This is a genomic window from Kitasatospora saccharophila, from assembly GCF_039529925.1.
GTDB classification, from domain to species: domain Bacteria; phylum Actinomycetota; class Actinomycetes; order Streptomycetales; family Streptomycetaceae; genus Kitasatospora; species Kitasatospora saccharophila.
The window spans coordinates 1-14,381 of the sequence record NZ_BAAANS010000063.1; the positions used below are offsets into that span (position 1 = coordinate 1).

The window sequence follows — 14,381 nt, forward strand, 5'->3', positions numbered from 1 at the left end:
TCGGCACCTGCACCTGACAGCGGATGACTGCGCTCTCCAGCACTGAACCAACGGCGCCTCACGGCGCAATCGAAAGCTGAGCCAGAACCGCTTCTTATGCTCAGAGCCAGCCATCGGTGGGAGTCAGTCCTTCGCGCTGCCTGGCGGGTTGTCAGCTCTGAGCGGTGAAGAGGGATTCCTGAGTGGCCTGGTAGCGGTAGGACTCGGTGCCGGTCTGGATCAGCGTGCAGCGGAAGGTGATCCGGTCAGCGATGGCCGCGCAGAGGCGGGCATCGCCGAAGGTCTTGTCCCACTCGGTGAACGGCGAGTTCGTGGCGACCGCAGTGGCCTTGCGCTCCTCGCGCTCGGTGAAGATCTGGAACAGCAGCTTGGCGCCCTTGCGGTCCAGGTTGAGGTAGCCGAACTCGTCCAGGCACAGAAGATCGATCTTGCTGTAGCGGGCGATCACCGAGGACAGGCGGCGGTTCGCGTCGGCCTCGGCGAGCTCGTTCACCAGCGCCGAGGTGGTGGTGTAGCGGACCGACAGGCCGGTCTCGGCGATCGCGGTGCCGATGCCGATCAGCAGGTGGGACTTGCCGGTGCCGGAGTCGCCGATCAGCACCAGCGGCCGGCCCTCGCGAACCCAGGTCGGGGACTTCAGGTCCGCGACGACCTCGGGGGTGACGTTCGGGTTCTTCGAGAAGTCGAAGTCCTCCAGCCGCTTGGGTAGCGGGAAGCGGGCCAGCCGCAGCAGGCGCTGCTGGCGGCGGAGGTCGCGGTCGGTGAGCTCGGCCTGCAGCATGTCCAGCAGGAACTGCTTGTAGGTGGCCTGGTCGCGCCGGGCGCTGGCGGCCAGGTCGATGAACCGCTCGCGGAACGCGGGAAGGCGAAGCTCGCGGCATGCCTCGTCGATGAGCATGTCCTCCGGATCCCCGGGCAGTGACAGCCGGCGGCCGGGGACCTTGCCGCCGGTGTCCGGCTCGTCGTCCTGGTCGGTGACGGTGATGGTCGGGTTCATGCGCCGTGGCCTTTCTGGGTCTGGCTGTCGCGGCTGGCGAGCGGGCTCAGCAGCCGGTCGTACTTGCTCATGTCGGGCAAGCCCTGGCGCGGGTCGGGCGGCAGGCGGCGCGCGTGCAGGGAGATCACACGGGCCCCGCCGTCCGTGGCCGCCGGGCCGTCCTCGGTCTCCGCTTCGACGTCGGCCAGCAGCTCGGCGTCGTCGGCGTCGGTGCCCTCCATCGCCTTGCGGGCCTCGATGGCGACCAGGTCGGTGGAGACCGACCCGATCCGCAGACAGGTCTCCATCGCCGCAACCAGCGCCTCGGCGGGCAGCTGGCGGTGCAGCAGCAGCACCTCGATCAGCATTCGGGTGCCCTCGCGGTCGCCGGCCTTCTTCTTCGCCGCCGCCCAGAACGCCTCATGGACCTTGGTGAAGCCGCCCTCCGCGCGGGCCTGCGCGAGCGCCGAGGCTCCCGCGAACGCGCCCGGCTTGACCAGCAGGATCTCCAGGTAGTGGTCCAGGAAGTCGTGGTAGGTGTAACGGCGCGTCAGGCGCGGGTGGCGTGCGACGACCTTGCGCCCGTCGAACACCCACAACTCGTTCGCCCGCAGCTTGACGCGGACCTTCGCGCCGATGAACTTCGCCGGCACCGAGTAGTAGCACTGCCGCACCGTGATCCGGGAGTTGCGCGCAACCACCGGCGTCAGGTCGATCCCGCAGTCGTAGTCGTCCGCGGGCAGCGGCCGCAGCCGCTCGCGCTCGGCCTCGAAGTCGAACCCGATCGAGGTCGGCCGACCGTGGATGTGCCGGGCGTCCTCGGCGATATCGATCGCGGCCAGGCGCTCGTTCAGCTCCGCCAGCGACTCCACCTGCGGCGGCGGGACCAGGTGCTTGCGGCGGAACCGCCCGCCCTCGTGCTCCACCCCGCCCTTCTCGTGGGCACCGTCCTCACCCGGCGCGCAGTAGAACGCCGAGAACTGGTACCAGGACTTGAACGACGCCCACCTGGCCGATTCCAGCCGGGAGCGGCCGAACAGCACCTGCTTGACCGCCGGCTTCAAGTTGTCGTAGCGGATGTGCGCCGACGGCACCCCGCCCAGCACCGTGAACGCCTCCACGTGCCCTTCCAGGAACGCCTCCTGCGAGGCGGTGGCGTATACCCGGTGGATCGCCTTGCCCGAGTAGGACAGCCGCAGCGTGAACAGCACGCACTTGCGCCGCTGCCCGGCCAGGTCCAGCCAGAAGTCCGCGAAGTCGACCTCCGCCTCCTCGCCCGGCCGCTTCGCCTGCGGCACCATCCCCTCCAGGTGCCGGCGCCCCTCCAGGGCCTCCGCCTTGATCTCGGGGCGCCGCTTCCTTACGTACTCCCACACCGTGGTCTGCCGACCCAGTTCGAAGTCGTGCTCCGCGGCCAGACGCTCCATGATCCGCGGGATCGTGTGCTTCTGCTTCGCCGGCGCGTCCAGGTCCTCGCGCAGCATCGCGTCGATGAAGCCCTTCACCGGCTCCAGCACGCTCTTGCGCGGCGGCGGCGCCTTACGTTTCGGCGGCACCGGCGACTCCAACGCCTTCTTCACCGTGTTCCGCGACACCTTGAACCGCACCGCGAGCTCCCGCCCCGACAGCCCCTGCTCGCGGTGAGCCCGGCGGATCCTCTCGAACAGCCACTCCCGTGACCTGTGCACCAGCGGTCTCCCTGACCTGGACCGTGATCAACAGGCACAGCGTGACGGCCGAATAGCCCAAGCCACCGCGATTACTCCGAAAGCGGCATGTTCCACACCATCACACCGACTGGCTCCCAAACTCACCGAAGAACCGCTGGCTCCCCAACAGACCGAATCCGTGGCTCTACTTCACCCCGGTAAAAACACCCTGCTGCTCCCCGCGCCCGCGGGGATGGCCTCTGCAGGTTCAGGTGGTATAGCGGATCAGGTTCGTTGTGGTGAGGCCGAAGTCGAAGGGCGGCGGGATCGGGACGGTGTCACCGAACTTGCCGGTCCACTGCTGACGGTACGACCCGTTTGATGGCTCGGAGAACAGGACGACCGTGCCTTCACGCGGATCGACCATCAAGTAGAGGGGGATGCCCATCAGCGGGTAGTCGCGGACTTTGCCGACCAGGTCGTTCTCAGGGTTCGACACGGAGACGATCTCCACGGCGATCTCGGCGAGGTCCGCCGAAACCTCGTTCCCGCCAAGCTCCACCACTGACATTGGGATGTAGGTGAGGTCCGGGTTGCGGAGCTTGCCGACGTTCGGCGAGGCCAGATCCGTGTTCTCGCTGGGCATCAGCCCCGCCGGCCGGTGAGCGTCGAACTGCTCCCGCACGATGAGCAGGTTCCGCTGATGGATCACCGACGGCCCAGCCATCATGATGATCTCATCACCCGACACCTCGACCTTCCAGCCAGCAGGAGGTGTCAGGCTCTGCGCGAACTCCAACAACTGCGCGTGGCGTTCAGGAACACGGAACTCAGCCATACCGCCATCCTCCCACCCCAAACCCAGGCCAACACTCCACGCTCTACAACCCACCCGCACTCCCACCTACCCCCGCACTCGCACGGGGATGGCCCCGGACTCGCCGCACGCAACCGCGCCGAGAACGTCTGCTCCCAGCCCGCGCGGAGATGGCCCCTTGCGGGAGGTGCCGTCGTCCGCTCCCCGCGCCTGCGGGGGAGCTGGCAGCTGGTGTCGGAGGGCCGTGAAAGCATGCGCCCGCACCACCGCGCTCCTTGACACCTCCACAAGCACCACCGACAACGACCGACCGCCGCCATGCCGAACGCCGGCCTCCTGACACAGAACCAGGCGACCACCAATCCCCGCCCCACCCACGTCCCGAAGGACTACCAGCCCCCCGCCCCAGGAAAGGAAGCAACTCGATGTCGCTAATGTCCGAATCCCTGAAGCTTGCAGATTCCCGGCCCACCCGCACATAACACCGCAGGTCAACAAGACTGCTCCCCGCGCCCGCGGGGATGGTCCCCTCTGAAGGAGACCCCGATGGACGCCCAGACCCTGCTCCCCGCGCCCGCGGGGATGGTCCCCCCGACTCCTTGGCCATGAGGTGCCGCAGTCGCTGCTCCCCGCGCCCGCGGGGATGGTCCCACCCCCGCCCCCGCCCCGGCCCCGGCCCCGGCCTGCTCTCCGCGCCCGCGGGGATGGTCCCGATCCGCACGTACGGGTCGAGCGCGGCGGCCGCTGCTCCCCGCGCCCGCGGGGATGGTCCCCCGAGCGAGGGGGAGGTTCCCAGCAGGAAGTCCTGCTCCCCGCGCCCGCGGGGATGGTCCCGACCCGACCGCCGCCGAACGTCATGTGCCGGGCTGCTCCCCGCGCCCGCGGGGATGGTCCCACCCTGTCCTGCTCAGCGCGGGACAGGCCACGGCTGCTCCCCGCGCCCGCGGGGATGGTCCCTCCGTGGGCTCCACCACCGTGGAGAACACCACCTGCTCCCCGCGCCCGCGGGGATGGTCCCGGGCCGGCGCCGACGTGCCGCAACGGCACACGCTGCTCCCCGCGCCCGCGGGGATGGTCCCTGGACCCGCGAGCTCGCCCTCGCCGAGTACACCTGCTCCCCGCGCCCGCGGGGATGGTCCCAGCTGATCAGCGTCACAACCGCGCCCGGGGAGCTGCTCCCCGCGCCCGCGGGGATGGTCCCCGGCCGCGCTGCTCGGGGTCGGGGACGGTGCCCTGCTCCCCGCGCCCGCGGGGATGGTCCCTCGGCGAACACGAGCTCCCCGACGTCGAATCACTGCTCCCCGCGCCCGCGGGGATGGTCCCAGGGCGCCGGTGGAGCAGCCGCTGACGCGGGCGCTGCTCCCCGCGCCCGCGGGGATGGTCCCCACGGTTGCACCCCGTCTTGCGGACACCAAGGCTGCTCCCCGCGCCCGCGGGGATGGTCCCGACGGCGCGAAGTCGTGGCGGGTGCAGACGGTCTGCTCCCCGCGCCCGCGGGGATGGTCCCGTCGACTTGTACTTGGAGGCTGCCTGATGGCGCTGCTCCCCGCGCCCGCGGGGATGGTCCCAGGATCGACCGCAGGGCCTCCATCGGCGACGACTGCTCCCCGCGCCCGCGGGGATGGTCCCCTGGCCGGTTGGCAGGCCGCGCAGGTGAAGCGGCCTGCTCCCCGCGCCCGCGGGGATGGTCCCTCCGGCACGCGATCGACTCGATCGACCAGGCCCTGCTCCCCGCGCCCGCGGGGATGGTCCCGCGCTGCCCGGCGGCCATGTCGACTCCGGCGACTGCTCCCCGCGCCCGCGGGGATGGTCCTCAATTCACGGAATTCGTCCGGACTCCTGGACACTGCTCCCCGCGCCCGCGGGGATGGTCCCGACGTACTTGGACACCTGGAGCAGGCCCATGGCTGCTCCCCGCGCCCGCGGGGATGGTCCCACCGCGCTCATCGCCGCGGCCGGCAGCGCCTGCTGCTCCCCGCGCCCGCGGGGATGGTCCCACGACTCGGCGATCGCCGCCGCCGCCTCCCGGCTGCTCCCCGCGCCCGCGGGGATGGTCCCTTGAGGTCGCTGAGTGCGGGCTTGAGCGCGATCTGCTCCCCGCGCCCGCGGAGATGGTCCCCCTCCGTCGCGCACTCGCCGTCCCAGGTGACCCTGCTCCCCGCGCCCGCGGGGATGGTCCCTCCACCGCAGCATCGCTCGGTGCGAGTTCCGATCTGCTCCCCGCGCCCGCGGGGATGGTCCCGGCGTGCTGACCCTCGTGCAGAACGGCTACGACTGCTCCCCGCGCCCGCGGGGATGGTCCCGTCCCGGCGGCGCCCGCGACCAGCAGGCCCTGCTGCTCCCCGCGCCCGCGGGGATGGTCCCAGCTCACCAGGAGGGCCGGGTGGCACGCACCACTGCTCCCCGCGCCCGCGGGGATGGTCCCTTCGACTTCCAGGTGTACGACTTGGTCGGCTTCTGCTCCCCGCGCCCGCGGGGATGGTCCCAGGCGTTGCGCGTACTGATCGAGGAGGGTTGGCTGCTCCCCGCGCCCGCGGGGATGGTCCGTCGGGCAGCTGCATGGCTCCTCCTCCTGGTCGCTGCTCCCCGCGCCCGCGGGGATGGTCCCTGCTTCGCGGCGAGAGGCTTGCGGCCGGCACCCTGCTCCCCGCGCCCGCGGGGATGGCCCCGAGCCGACAGCGTGGGCCACAGGGCCGCTCTGCTGTTCCCCGCGCCCGCGGGGATGGTCCCTACGGCAAGTCACCGGAGTACGCCGAACCGCACTGCTCCCCGCCTGGGTGGGGGTGGCTCCCGATTCTGGTTTACCGGAGGGGTGGGTGTGTGGTCGGAGCGCTGGTGGTGTGATCTGGCAGAGGACGACGAGTTCCAGGTGTGGGACTGCGTAGTGGGCGGGGAGGACGCCTGCGAGGTCGAGGTAGTGCACCGGCTCGCCGCTGCCCTGGTAGGCGGTCCCGTCCGGGTGGAGGGCTTGGGCGGCACGGACGAGCTCGGCGGCCCTCTGCTCGACAGCGGCGAGGAAGTCGGCCGGCGCTCCGGCGGTGACGTGCTGCTTGCTGGGCAGGTGCTCCCAGCTCCGGGTCATCCGTTCACCGTCGTGTAGGCGGCGCGGTAGATCTCGGCGACGGCGATGGCGTGCTCGCTGCGCTCCTGGACGGTGCCGGCGTGGTTGGCGAGGTGGTTCGCCCGGTGGTGGGCGCGGGCGGTGGCCGGGTGCCGTTCGATCTCCACCACGGCGGCCCGGTGTGCGACGAATGCCTGGATGGGTCGGGTGTCACCGCTGGTGATGGCCTCGGCCATGGCCTTCGTCTGTCCGTCGATCATCTCGGGGAGGCGGTCCCCGCAACGACGGCCAGGGCGGCTTTGAGCGCGGCCGGGTTCTGTTCGGGCCGGGGGATCAGCTCGACCCCGTCGTGCTCGGGCTGACTCATGGCGGCGCTCCCGCTCTCGTCTGCTGCGAGGCCACTCGCTCCGCAAGATGCACTTTCCGCACCCGCAGAAATCAGCCGCCCTCCGCCCCCACCACCTTTGCACCCGCAGGAACAACCCTTGGCGCGCTTATCTGGTGGTGATCGATTGGCGGGTTCCTCCCTCGCAGTGGGCTCTGGTCCAGCAGATCGTGTCCCGGACCCGGCTCAGTCGGGGCCCGGCTCCAGGGCCAGGCCGTCGAGGACGGTGCGTGCGCCGTCGCCGAAGGCGCGGGCCGGGTCGGTGGCGGCGCGGGTGGTGAGGGCCGCGGCGAGCAGCGGGAAGGTCTCGGGGACGGCCGGGCCGGGGGTGGCGGTGGTGGCGGGCGCCCGGTGTTCGAGTTCGAGTGCCCCGGTCACGTACGACACCAGTGCGTGCAGGGCGGCCGCCCGGCGCGGTCCGTCGAGTCCGGCTTCGGCGAGGGTTTCCAGCAGCCGTTCGCGCCAGCGCAGCACGGGCAGGCAGCCGCCGTGGTGCCGGACGGCCAGCGGTAGGACGCCGGGGTGGGCGCCGACGGCTTCGCGCATCGATTCCAGCAGGGCGAGCAGCCGGGCCCGCGGCGCGGGCGGGTCGTCGGAGCCGTCGGCGGAACTGCCGGCGGCGCGGTCGAGGACGGGGCCGAGGGCGAGGTCGACGACCAGGCACTCCAGTTCCTCGCGGTCCTCGACGTAGCGGTAGAGGGCCATGGTGCGGCGGTCGAGTTCGGCGGCGACGGTGCGCATGGAGAGGGCGGGCAGGCCGTCGCGGTCGATCACGGTGAGCGCGGCGGCGGCGATCTGGTGGGTGGTCAGTGAGCGTGGGCGGGGCACGGGTTGACAGCGTACGCCATACGCCTACAGTTTTGGCGTACGGCATACACCTACGAGGCGCCACCGAGGAGCCACCGTGTCCCGACTCCGGACCGGCACCACCGCCCCCGCCCTCCCCGCCGACGACGCCGCCGGCCGCCCGCTGCCGCCGGTGCCCGCGGACGGCCTGACGCACCTGCAGTTCCGCCGCTTCGCGGGCTGCCCGATCTGCAACCTGCACCTGCGCGGCTTCGCCGTCCGGCACCCGGAGCTGCGCGCGGCCGGGGTGCGGGAGCTGGCGGCCTTCCACTCGCCCGCCGGCGAACTGCGCCCGTACGCCGACGGGTTGCCGTTCCCGCTGCTGGCCGACCCGGAGCAGCAGCTGTACCGGGCGTACGGGGTGGAGCGCGGTGCCCGGGCCCTGCTCGACCCGCGGGCCTGGCCGTCCGTGCTCCGCGGGCTGGCCCGGAGCGTTCCGCTGGTCCTGCGCGGCCGCGAGCGCCCGCCCGCGTCCCGTCCGCTCGGCGGCCGGCTGGGCCTGCCCGCCGACTTCCTGCTGACCGCGGACGGGCGGGTCGTCGCCGCGCACTACGGCACCCACGCGGCCGACCACTGGTCCGTCGACCAGGTCCTCGCCCTGGCCGCCGGGCACCGGCCCGCCGGACGGACGGACCCGGCCCGCCTGCCGTGAGAACCGCCCCGCGCCCACCCGGGAACGAAACCGGCGGCGCACCGCTCACCGGCCCGTGCCGCGGCGGCGGCAGGGGCGGGCGGCGGCAGGAGCGGGCGGCGGTGCGGGCACGCGGTGCCGGGCTCAGCCCAGCGAGGCGACGAACTCCTTGGCGCGGCGGGTGATGTCGGCCCAGTCGCCGTCCGCGACGGCCTGCGGCGGGACGACGTCGGTGCCCGCGCAGACGGCGAGCGCGCCGTGGTCGAGGAAGGCCCTGGCGTTGCCCGCGTTGACGCCGCCGGAGGCGACCAGCGGGACGTCGGGGTAGGGGCCGCGCAGGTCCTTGAAGTAGCCGGGGCCGAACGCCTTGGCGGGGAAGACCTTGACCGCGGCGGCGCCGAGGTCGACCGCGTCGGCCACCTCGCTGGGGGTCAACGCGCCCATCACGACCGGGATCCCGGCCTGGCGGGCGACGTCGGCGACGGCGGGGCGCAGTCCGGGGGTGACCAGGAAGCCGGCGCCGGCGGCGATCCCGGCCCGGGCCTGGTCGGCGGTGAGCACGGTGCCGACGCCGATCCGGCAGCCGGCTCCGGCGGCGCGGGCGAGGTGGCGGGTCACGTCGGGGGTGGTGAAGGTGAGTTCGGTCCAGGCGATGCCGCCTTCGGCGAGCGCTTCGCAGAGTGCGACCGCGTCGGGGATCACGGGGGCCCGCACCACGGCGATCACCGGCTGCCGGGCCAGTGCCGCGCGCAGGTCCGTCGTTTCCGTTCCCATTCTGGGCAGCTCCTCTTCACACACGGTGTACGGGGGGTCTTCGAATCGGTGCGGCGGAACGGCGTTGTCCCGCAGCGAAGTTGACGGACCGTCAGTCGACGGCCCGGACCTTGTGGTCGGCGCCGCGGCGCAGCGCCCGCCCGGCCGGGTCGCCGGTGGGCTTGCCGTCGGTGAGGGCGGGGACGCCGTTGACCAGGACGTGCCGGATGCCGTCGGCGGCCTGCCGGGGGTGGTCGAAGGTGGCGGTGTCGCGGACGGTGTCCGGGTCGAACAGGACCAGGTCGGCGTGGTGGCCTGGGCGGATCAGGCCGCGCCGGTCGAGGCCGAGGCGGCGGGCGGGCCGTCCGGTCATCCGGGCGACGGCCTGTTCGAGCGTGAGGACGCCCAACTCGCGGACGTAGCGGGCAAGGTAGCGGGGGAAGGTGCCCCAGGCGCGGGGGTGCGGGCGGGCACCGACCAGCAGTCCGTCGCTGCCGACGGTGTGCACGGGGTGGCGCATGATGGCGCGGACGTTCTCCTCGTGGCCGACGTGCTGGAGGATGGTGGTGCCCAACTGGTCGGCGAGCAGCAGCTCGAAGAAGACCTCGGTGCCGGTGCGGCCCTGTTCGGCGGCGAGCTCGGAGACCTTCCTGCCGACGGCGGCGGACAGCGCGCCGTCGCGGACGCCGGAGATCTGGATGGTGTCCCAGTCGGTGACGACGCCGTGGCAGCCGTCGCTGCCGTGCTCCTCGACGTCGGCGCGGATGCGGTCGCGGGCGGCGGGGTCGGCGAGCCGGGCGAGGGTGGCCGCGGGGCCGCCCTCGGTGGACCAACTGGGCAGCAGGGCGGCCAGGGTGGTGGATCCGGGCAGGTAGGGGTAGCTGTCGAGGGTGATGTCGATGCCGTCGGCGAGGGCGGCGTCGACCAGGGCGAGGAACTGTCCGGCGCGGCCCTCGTTGACGCCGAAGTTCATGGTGGCGTGGGTGAGGTGCAGCGGGCAGCCGGAGCGCCGGGAGATCTCCACCATCTCCGCGTAGCCCTCCAACGCGCCCGCGCCGTAGGAGCGTTGGTGCGGGGCGTGGAAGCCGCCGCGGGCGGCGACGACGGTGCACAGTTCGACGAGTTCGGCGGTGTCGGCGTACATGCCGGGGGTGTAGGTGAGCCCGGTGGACATGCCGACCGCGCCGTCGGTCAGTGCCTCGTCCAACAGCCGCTTCATCCGGTCGAGTTCGGCTCCGGTGGGGGGACGGTTGTCCCAGCCCGTGGTGAGCATCCGGACCGAGCCGTGCGGGACGAGGTAGCAGGTGTTGACGGCGGCGCCGGTGTCGAGGCGGTCGAGGTACTGGGCGACGGTGCGCCAGTTCCAGTCGAACTCCTCGTCGGCGGGGTCGCCGTTCCAGCCGGCGAGTTGGCGGCGCAGCGCGGCGAGGGTGGTGTCGTCGACGGGGGCGTAGGAGAGGCCGTCCTGGCCGAGGACTTCGAGGGTGACGCCCTGGGTGATCCGGGAGGGGTGGTCGGGTTCGAGGAGCAGCCGCAGGTCGGAGTGGGCGTGCATGTCGATGAAGCCGGGGGCGAGGACGAGTCCGTCGGCGTCGATGACCCGGCGGGCCGTCAGTCCGCGGCCGATCCCGTCGATCCGGCCGTCGGTGACGGTGACGTCGGCGTGGCGGCGGTCGGCGCCGGTGCCGTCGATGACGGTGGCGCCGCGCAGCAACAGGTCGGCCATCAGAAGTACGTCCGGATCAGGTCGACGACGCGGGGGTTCTCGGCGTCGGCGTGGTCGAGGACGGGGATGAGGCTCCACTTGTCGAAGGCGGTGCACGGGTGGGAGAGGCCGAGGCGCAGGACGGCGCCGACGGGGGCGGCGGGTCCGGCGTCGCGCAGGAAGGCGTGCTGGTCGTTGAGGGCGGTGACGGTGGCGCCGGTCAGCGGGCCGGCGCCGCGGACGAGTTGGGGTTCGGGCAGGCCCTCGTCGAACGGGAGGTCGCGCTTCCCGGCGTCGAGCAGGGCGAGTCGGGGTTCGGGGTGGGAGACGACCCGGGCCCAGCCGTGCATGGCGGAGCGCAGCGGGGTGGCGTCGGCGGTGCGGGAGAGCGGGGAGATGCCGCGGTAGAAGCCGTCGTCGTGGGCGAGGTAGGCGCCGGCCCGGACGATGACGGTGGTGCCGGGGACCTGCCGGGCGAGGGGGGTGAGTTCCTCGGCGACGGTGTCGAAGTAGGCGCTGCCGCCGGCGGTGACCACGGGGGTGCCGGTGGGGTAGTCGGTGGCGAGGCGGCGGTGCAGGTCGGCGAGGTCGGCGAGGTAGCCGCGGACGGCGGCGAGCGCGGGGTCGGAGGCGTCGTGGGCGAGGGCGCCCTCGTAGCCGCCGACGCCCGCCAGGCGCAGGGTGGGGGCGGCGAGGACGGCGGCGGCGACCTCCAGGGCGGCGGGGACGCCGCGGGCGCCGGTGCGGCCGCCGGGGCCGCCGAGTTCGACCAGGACCTCGACGGGGCGGCGGGCTCCGGCGGCGCGCAGCGCGGCGTCCATCTGCCGGACGCTGTCGGCGGAGTCGACCCAGGAGGCGAAGGCGAAGCCGGGGTCGCGGTCGAGTTCGGCGGCGATCCAGGCGAGTCCGGCGGGGTCGAGCAGGGTGTTGGCGAGCAGCAGGCGCTGGACGCCGAAGGCGCGGGCGACCCGCAGCTGGGGGAGGTTGGCGAGGGTGATCGCGTGGGCGCCGGCGGCGAGTTGGGCCTGCCAGAGGGCGGGGGCCATGGTGGTCTTGCCGTGCGGGGCGAGCCGGACGCCGGCGGCGCGGCACCAGGCGGCCATGGTGCGCAGGTTGTGGTCGAGGGCGGCGGCGTCGAGGGTGAGCAGGGGGGTGCCGAGGCCGTCGAGGGCGGGGCGGGTGGCGAGCCAGTCGCGGACGCTGCGGCCGTGGGCGGCGGCGGGGACGGCCTTGAACCGGAAGTCGAGCCGTTCGTCGGCGAGGGCGGCGACGGCGGCGGTGTCGATGCCGGGGCCGTCGACGGGGTCGGCGAAGTACCGCGGGCCAGCGCCCGCCACCCCGTCCGCCGCCACCCCGTCCGCCGCCGCAGTTCCTGCCGTTCCTGCCGTTCCGCTCATCGCGCTGCCTCCGTAGCAAACCCCGGCCCACTCGCGAGCTGGGAAGTTGCAACATGCGCAACCTGTATTGCGCATGTTGGTGATACGGTTCTAGCATTCACGCCGGACGGCGGTCAACGGACCGCGACGCGGCCCGTCCACCCCTCCCACCAGGCACGCAGCACCGGGCTCACCGCCGAGCACCGGGCCGCGCGGGCCGTCGGCGGCGGGAGCGGGGCACGGGCCCGAGGGTGAGGGAGCGGGTTTGATGGCGGATCAGGACGGGGCGGGCCAGGACCATGCGGCCGCCGCCCGGGCCGTGTGCCTGGGCGAGTCGATGGCGGTGCTGCTGCCCGACCGGCCGGGGCCGTTCGAGGCCGTCGGCGCGTTCCACCCCTCGGTGGGGGGCGCCGAGTCCAACGTGGCGGCGGCGCTGGCGGCGCTGGGCGTGCCCACCGCGTGGATCAGCCGGGTCGGCGCGGACGGCTTCGGCCGCCGCCTGACCGGCGACCTGGCCGCGGCGGGGGTGGACGTGTCGGCCGTCGCCGTGGACCCGCACCGCCCGACCGGGGTGTACCTGAAGGAGACCGGCGGCTCCGCCCTGCCGCACGACCTGGGCCCGGGCCGCTCCCGCCTGCACTACTACCGCACCGGCTCGGCCGCCTCCGCGCTCTCCCCCGCCCTGCTGGACGACCCGGCCGCCGCCGCCCTGCTGGACGCCGCGCCGCTGCTGCACCTGACCGGCATCACGCCCGCGCTGTCCGACGACTGCCTGGCCCTGGTGCGCGCCCTGCTGGCCCGCCGCCGCCCGGGCCGGCTGGTCTCCTTCGACCTGAACTGGCGCCCGGCGCTGTGGCGGCGGCGCGACCCGGCGGTGCTGCCGGAGCTGCTGGACGCCGCGGACGTGCTGCTGCTGGGCGCGGACGAGGCCGAGGAGGCGTTCGGCACCGGCGACCCGCGGGCGCTGCGCCGGCTCTTCCCGTCCCCGGCCACCCTGGTGGTCAAGGACTCCGGGCACCTGGTCAGCACGGTCGACCGGGACGGCGCGACGGTCACCGAACCGGCGCTGCGGGTCGAGGTGGTGGAGCCCACCGGCGCGGGCGACGCGTTCGCGGCCGGCTACCTGGCGGGCACCCTGCGCGGCCTGGACCAGCGCTCCCGGCTGCGGCTGGGCCACCTGGCGGCGGCGGGCGCGCTGACCGCCCGCGCCGACCACGGCGCACTGCCGGACGCGGCGACGGTGGCCGCGCTGCTGGCCGCCGACGAGGACGCCTGGGCGGCGACCCGGGTCTCCGCGTCCGGCTTCGACTCCCCCGCCCTGCCCGCGACCGTCCACGCCCCCGTCCACGCCCCCTGAGACCCCCTCCCGGCACCCTCGAAGACCCTCGGGACACCCATGAGCCAGACCGTCACCCGCGCCCTGCGCCTGCTCGCCGAACTCGGCGAGGGCGAGCGTTCCCTCGACCAGCTGGCCGAGCTGATCGGCGTCCACAAGACGACCGTGCTGCGGCTGCTGCAGAGCCTGGAGGAGGAACGCTTCGTCCACCGCGACGCCCAGTACCGCTACCACCTCGGGGCGGGCCTGTTCGCGCTCTCCAGCCTCGCGCTGGAGCAGCGCGGCATCCGCCGCACCGCCGCCCCGCACCTCGCCGAGCTGAACGCGGCGACCGGCCAGACCGTGCACCTGGCCGCGTACGAGGGCGGCGAGGTGGTCTACATCGACAAGTACGACTCGCGGCACCCGGTGCGGATGTACTCGCGGATCGGCCTGCGGGCGGCGCTGCACAACACGGCGGTGGCCAAGGTGCTGCTGGCCGACCTGCCGCCGGCCGAGCGCCGCCGGGTGGTGGACGGCGTCGAGTTCACCGTGCACACCCCGAACACCCTCACCAGCCCGCAGGCGCTGCTGGCCGAGCTCGACCAGGTCGCCGCGCAGGGCTGGGCGCAGGACCACGCCGAGCACGAGGCGTTCATCAACTGCGTGGCCGCGCCGATCCGGGACGCCTCGGGCCGGGTGGTGGCCGCCGCGTCGATATCCGTGCCGGACGTGGTCCTCCCCTACGAGCAGGTGCTCGACCTGCTCCCCCAGCTGCTCGCCTGCACCCGGGCGATCTCCGCCGACGCGGGCCTCCCGGCCCGCGGAAGCCATCACTGACCCACCGTCAACTACCCCATGGAGCAA

At 73.5% G+C, this 14,381-nt stretch carries 11 protein-coding genes and 1 CRISPR repeat array; of the genes, 3 read left to right on the forward strand and 8 right to left on the reverse strand.

Features of this window, described 5'->3' with window-relative positions; genetic code table 11:
* Positions 1 to 151: 151 nt before the first annotated feature.
* The 5 genes from istB to ABD345_RS32770 form a co-directional block, all read right to left on the reverse strand.
* The gene (istB, locus tag ABD345_RS32750) at positions 152 to 898 is read right to left on the reverse strand and encodes an IS21-like element helper ATPase IstB (RefSeq protein ID WP_425556915.1); all 747 of its coding nucleotides are present in this window, start codon (positions 896 to 898) and stop codon (positions 152 to 154) included.
* Between the two features lie 95 nt (positions 899 to 993).
* Positions 994 to 2,664 carry an IS21 family transposase gene (gene istA / locus ABD345_RS32755; RefSeq protein ID WP_380275533.1) on the reverse strand — a complete coding sequence of 557 codons (1,671 nt, stop codon included), beginning with the start codon at positions 2,662 to 2,664 and terminating at the stop codon, positions 994 to 996.
* A 229-nt stretch (positions 2,665 to 2,893) separates the two neighbouring features.
* Positions 2,894 to 3,463 (reverse strand): Uma2 family endonuclease, encoded by a 570-nt coding sequence (locus ABD345_RS32760; RefSeq protein ID WP_344557513.1) that lies wholly within the window; start codon positions 3,461 to 3,463, stop codon positions 2,894 to 2,896.
* Between the two features lie 479 nt (positions 3,464 to 3,942).
* Positions 3,943 to 6,172: direct repeats of the CRISPR family, unit length 29 nt; unit sequence CTGCTCCCCGCGCCCGCGGGGATGGTCCC.
* A 348-nt stretch (positions 6,173 to 6,520) separates the two neighbouring features.
* Positions 6,521 to 6,763, reverse strand: coding sequence for a hypothetical protein (locus ABD345_RS32765; RefSeq protein ID WP_344557515.1), 243 nt, complete (start codon positions 6,761 to 6,763; stop codon positions 6,521 to 6,523).
* Between the two features lie 311 nt (positions 6,764 to 7,074).
* Positions 7,075 to 7,716, reverse strand: coding sequence for a TetR/AcrR family transcriptional regulator (locus tag ABD345_RS32770; RefSeq protein WP_344557517.1), 642 nt, complete (start codon positions 7,714 to 7,716; stop codon positions 7,075 to 7,077).
* 76 nt (positions 7,717 to 7,792) lie between these two features.
* Here ABD345_RS32770 and ABD345_RS32775 point away from each other — a divergent pair, with 76 nt between their 5' ends.
* Positions 7,793 to 8,386 carry a peroxiredoxin-like family protein gene (locus tag ABD345_RS32775; RefSeq protein ID WP_344557521.1) on the forward strand — a complete coding sequence of 198 codons (594 nt, stop codon included), beginning with the start codon at positions 7,793 to 7,795 and terminating at the stop codon, positions 8,384 to 8,386.
* Between the two features lie 123 nt (positions 8,387 to 8,509).
* Here ABD345_RS32775 and ABD345_RS32780 read toward each other — a convergent pair whose 3' ends face one another.
* From ABD345_RS32780 to ABD345_RS32790, 3 genes are all read right to left on the reverse strand, one after another.
* Entirely contained in the window at positions 8,510 to 9,139 is a 630-nt protein-coding gene (locus tag ABD345_RS32780) for a bifunctional 4-hydroxy-2-oxoglutarate aldolase/2-dehydro-3-deoxy-phosphogluconate aldolase (protein WP_344557523.1), read from the reverse strand.
* 91 nt (positions 9,140 to 9,230) lie between these two features.
* Positions 9,231 to 10,844 (reverse strand): N-acyl-D-amino-acid deacylase family protein, encoded by a 1,614-nt coding sequence (locus tag ABD345_RS32785; protein WP_344557525.1) that lies wholly within the window; start codon positions 10,842 to 10,844, stop codon positions 9,231 to 9,233.
* On the reverse strand, positions 10,844 to 12,220 hold the full coding sequence (locus ABD345_RS32790; RefSeq protein WP_344557526.1) for a type III PLP-dependent enzyme domain-containing protein: 1,377 nt from the start codon (positions 12,218 to 12,220) through the stop codon (positions 10,844 to 10,846). The genes ABD345_RS32785 and ABD345_RS32790 overlap by 1 nt, the downstream gene beginning before the upstream one ends.
* A 247-nt stretch (positions 12,221 to 12,467) precedes the next feature.
* Here ABD345_RS32790 and ABD345_RS32795 point away from each other — a divergent pair, with 247 nt between their 5' ends.
* Positions 12,468 to 13,556 (forward strand): sugar kinase, encoded by a 1,089-nt coding sequence (locus ABD345_RS32795; protein WP_344557527.1) that lies wholly within the window; start codon positions 12,468 to 12,470, stop codon positions 13,554 to 13,556.
* A 39-nt stretch (positions 13,557 to 13,595) separates the two neighbouring features.
* Positions 13,596 to 14,354: an IclR family transcriptional regulator gene (locus ABD345_RS32800; protein ID WP_344557528.1), complete on the forward strand. Its 759-nt coding sequence runs from the start codon at positions 13,596 to 13,598 to the stop codon at positions 14,352 to 14,354.
* Positions 14,355 to 14,381: the final 27 nt, after the last annotated feature.